Raw genomic sequence first — 3,108 nt, forward strand, 5'->3', positions numbered from 1 at the left:
TCATCTTTTTTCACAGTTTTACTAGCTTTTTCATTTTCGCCCTTTTTTCATATATTTGCAACAGTGAGATGCACCCTGTATACTCCTTGGTCAAAGGAGAGTTAAAAAGTAAATTAAAAATCCCAAAACCTCGAAGCGTTGAACAAAAGCCAAAGGCCATTAATGAATTAAAAAATAGTCTATCTCATCAAGTCAAAGGTTTGCTGGAAAAAGCTCTTGACCAAGTAAATAAATATAATAAATTTCTCTTCTGGTGTAGTGATGAAACTCGATTAGGACTACATACAATTCAGAGACGAAGGCTAACACTACGGGGTGTAAAACCCCTAGGAAAACATCAATGGAAATTTAAATATTTCTGGCTTTACGGAGCCGTATCCCCATCTACTGTCAGAAGTTTTTTTTTGGAGTTTTCCCATTTAGACAAAGTTTGTTTTCAAGCATATTTGCAACAATTGTCGCTTCAATATCCCTATGAATTGCATATCATTCAAGTCGATAATGCTCCCAGGGTAAGCTCATCTAATTTGGTATAAATTGTACTTGACAAAAAGGGCAAGATATAAAAAAGCATCCTGTCAAGAGCGGCTCTTTGAACCCATCCCTGATTAAGCAACGCCCGAGAGACAACGGGCGATCGACTCGCAGCCTCAAAGATGTCAAATTGGTTCTATAATACTGCTTCATCTGTGTCACGAATGGTGAGGAAAAATCAATTAAGAAAGGATTCGAGCCTGTTGTGAATGAGGCAAAATCATCACCGAAACCCGACAGGTCTCAACCCATCTCCATGCAACACTTACTGCGCCTTCAACTTATTTTGATGACATACCAGACCCGAGAGTAGACCGAACCAAACAACATTTACTGAAAGACGTTCTGGTCATTATCATATTAGCTGCGATCGCCGGTGCTCAGGGGTGGGAAGAGATCGAAAATTATGGACTCAGCAAGCAACAATGGTTAGAAAAATTTTTAGAGTTACCCAATGGCATCCCCAGCGATGATACATTTCGCCGGGTGTTTGAAAAGCTAGACCCGAAAGTTTTAGAGCAGAAGTTATCGCAATGGTTGCAACAAATTATGGGTTCAGTCTGCCAAGAAATCATCCCCATAGATGGCAAAAGTTTGCGAGGTTCTTACGATCGAGAGAAAGATTTAAAAAACTTACATTTAGTGACAGCTTGGGCGAGCGAACAGCGTTTGGTACTGGGGCAAGTCAAAGTTGAAGACCATTCCAATGAAATTACAGCAATTCCAGCCCTACTAGAACTGATCGACATTACCGGGGCGATTATCACCATTGATGCGATGGGGACTCAAACAGAAATAGTCCGACTGATTCGTCAAAAAAAAGCCGATTATCTCGGGAGCATCTCAAATATGCAATGAGTATAAATACTATTCAGGCCCAAGCGAGATTTAAATAAGCACAACGATGTTTCAGAACTTGAGCCAGATTGTCACGATTCCATTGTGCCCCGGAGATTTTAATCCTCCGTCCAATTTGTTTAATTGTAGCCTCGACAGCACCGGAACCAATTGTGATCTTTTGAGACTGCATCGCCTGATAGTCAGGAATCCTACATCGATGTCGTTCTAAATAATCCAGAAAGTTCTTGACGTGAGGTACATCCCAGTCAGCCACAGCAGTGATTGCCTCATCGACCTGACCATGCCACAGATGAGCCTCCATTGTTCGCAAGCGTTGATTAGAGCCACCCAGTTTGTAGAGGTTTTCCGCATCGGTGATACCAATCTAAAATCTCTAAACGTTTCTCACATGAAGCAATCCCAGCTATCAAATTCCAGACCCCTGGATGTCCATCACCCAAACAAGTAATTGGCTCACCTAAAGGCTGTCGATTCACCCAATCCAATAGCTGGTCATTCTCTTGAAAGAAAGCCGCACACTTTTGATGATGCAATGCCACAGCTTTGTAGTCTCGCCATTCACTGGCTTCTCCTAAGTCGGTTCTTAATCTTGCCTTGCCTCCATCTACACTCAAAGCGGTGACAGTTGTTTCTGAAGAGGCCTCCACAAATTCTTGTCGATGTACTAGCCGTTGTTGCGTACTGTGGGATACGTATATTCCTGTCAGTTGTTGTAAGTCTTTGGTGGTATTGGCGACAGATACGTTGGCGCTCAATATTAGGCAGCATTTTGCTAAGTGAGGGCTTAATCTTGTCCCTTTCTTGAGTCCAAGTTTTTTACTTTGTTGTTCTCTCACTCGCCATTTACCCATGCAGGTCTGGATTTGTCTAGCTCTGCCTGCTTAGGTTTGGCTGCTGCTGCTTAAAAAATTTTCCAATCTCTGGGGCTACTTCTTTGAGGACATGATCTCTAACCGCTAATTCAATACTGCCAAAGTCTTTTAGCTGTTCTGATGGTGTATTCTTGAGTAAGATAGCGAATACTTTTTCTAGACATTTTTGGAGCTCTTGAGTTTCTTCTGGGGTCATATCTTTCTCACTCGTAAGTGTGTTTTTACATTTTACATAATTCTTGCATAGGAGGGTTAGAAGTATTTATACTCATTGCATAATTGAGATGCTCCCATTGTAAGGATTCAGGTCAAAAAAAACGTCAGTGGCGGCATCTGGTAAAATAAACAAATGAAAAAGCCTGCTGCCACCAGACAGAAAGAAAAAACCCAAATCGAGCAGTTGAGGCAAGCTGAACTGGTGGAAATGGTGTTGGCGCTGCAAAAAATCATTGAAGAATTACAAGAAAAACTAGCGATTGCTACGGGCAAAAGTCGAACCACCAGTCAGACTTCATCCAAACAGCCATCAACGGATCTACTCCAAAAACCAGATAAACCAACAGTCAAACCAGAAGCAGACCCAAAAAAGAAACCAGGCGGACAACCGGGTCATCAGGGAAAAACCCGAAAAGGGTTTGGACGCAGGGCTATTTCATTCTAAATAATTCCTTAAGTAGGTTAAGGCTAAATCCCGCACGAAGCTGGGCTTGAGCCATATTGGCAAATCCATAGTCCCGATATATGTTGAGTGCAAAATTTCGGGCTACAGCCCAAATTTGGATCAAAGGTGGTGTCCGAATACGAGAGGCGTCTTCACCTTGGGTTACATCTGGCACATAAT

2 protein-coding genes and 3 pseudogenes are annotated in these 3,108 nt (G+C 42.1%); 3 read left to right on the forward strand and 2 right to left on the reverse strand.

The annotated features are described in order from the left end of the window. Positions 1 to 536 (forward strand): annotated as a pseudogene (locus QUA57_RS28250) (IS630-like element ISMae27 family transposase); the annotation flags it as partial. A 220-nt stretch (positions 537 to 756) separates the two neighbouring features. Next, a pseudogene (locus tag QUA57_RS28255) lies at positions 757 to 1,368 on the forward strand (ISAs1 family transposase); the annotation flags it as partial. Positions 1,369 to 1,405: 37 nt separating this feature from the next. Here QUA57_RS28255 and QUA57_RS28260 read toward each other — a convergent pair. After that, positions 1,406 to 2,463 (reverse strand): annotated as a pseudogene (locus QUA57_RS28260) (ISKra4 family transposase). Between the two features lie 153 nt (positions 2,464 to 2,616). On the opposite strand from QUA57_RS28260, the gene QUA57_RS28265 reads away from it, so the two are divergent. Next, complete coding sequence (locus QUA57_RS28265) at positions 2,617 to 2,928, forward strand: DUF6444 domain-containing protein (protein ID WP_333065101.1); 312 nt, start codon at positions 2,617 to 2,619, stop codon at positions 2,926 to 2,928. On the opposite strand, the gene QUA57_RS28270 is transcribed toward QUA57_RS28265, so the two are convergent. After that, positions 2,915 to 3,108 (reverse strand): hypothetical protein (locus QUA57_RS28270; RefSeq protein WP_333065100.1); only part of this gene is annotated, 194 nt, incomplete at its 5' end. The two genes, QUA57_RS28265 and QUA57_RS28270, sit on opposite strands and share 14 nt — an antisense overlap.

It is taken from the genome of Microcoleus sp. Pol7_B2 (assembly GCF_036701035.1).
Taxonomy (GTDB): Bacteria; Cyanobacteriota; Cyanobacteriia; order Cyanobacteriales; family Microcoleaceae; genus Microcoleus.

What these genes read in the sequence shown, in the direction of transcription:
- QUA57_RS28265 (WP_333065101.1), top strand. Translation starts at nt 2,617, where the DNA reads ATGAAAAAGCCTGCTGCCACCAGACAGAAAGAAAAAACCCAAATCGAG.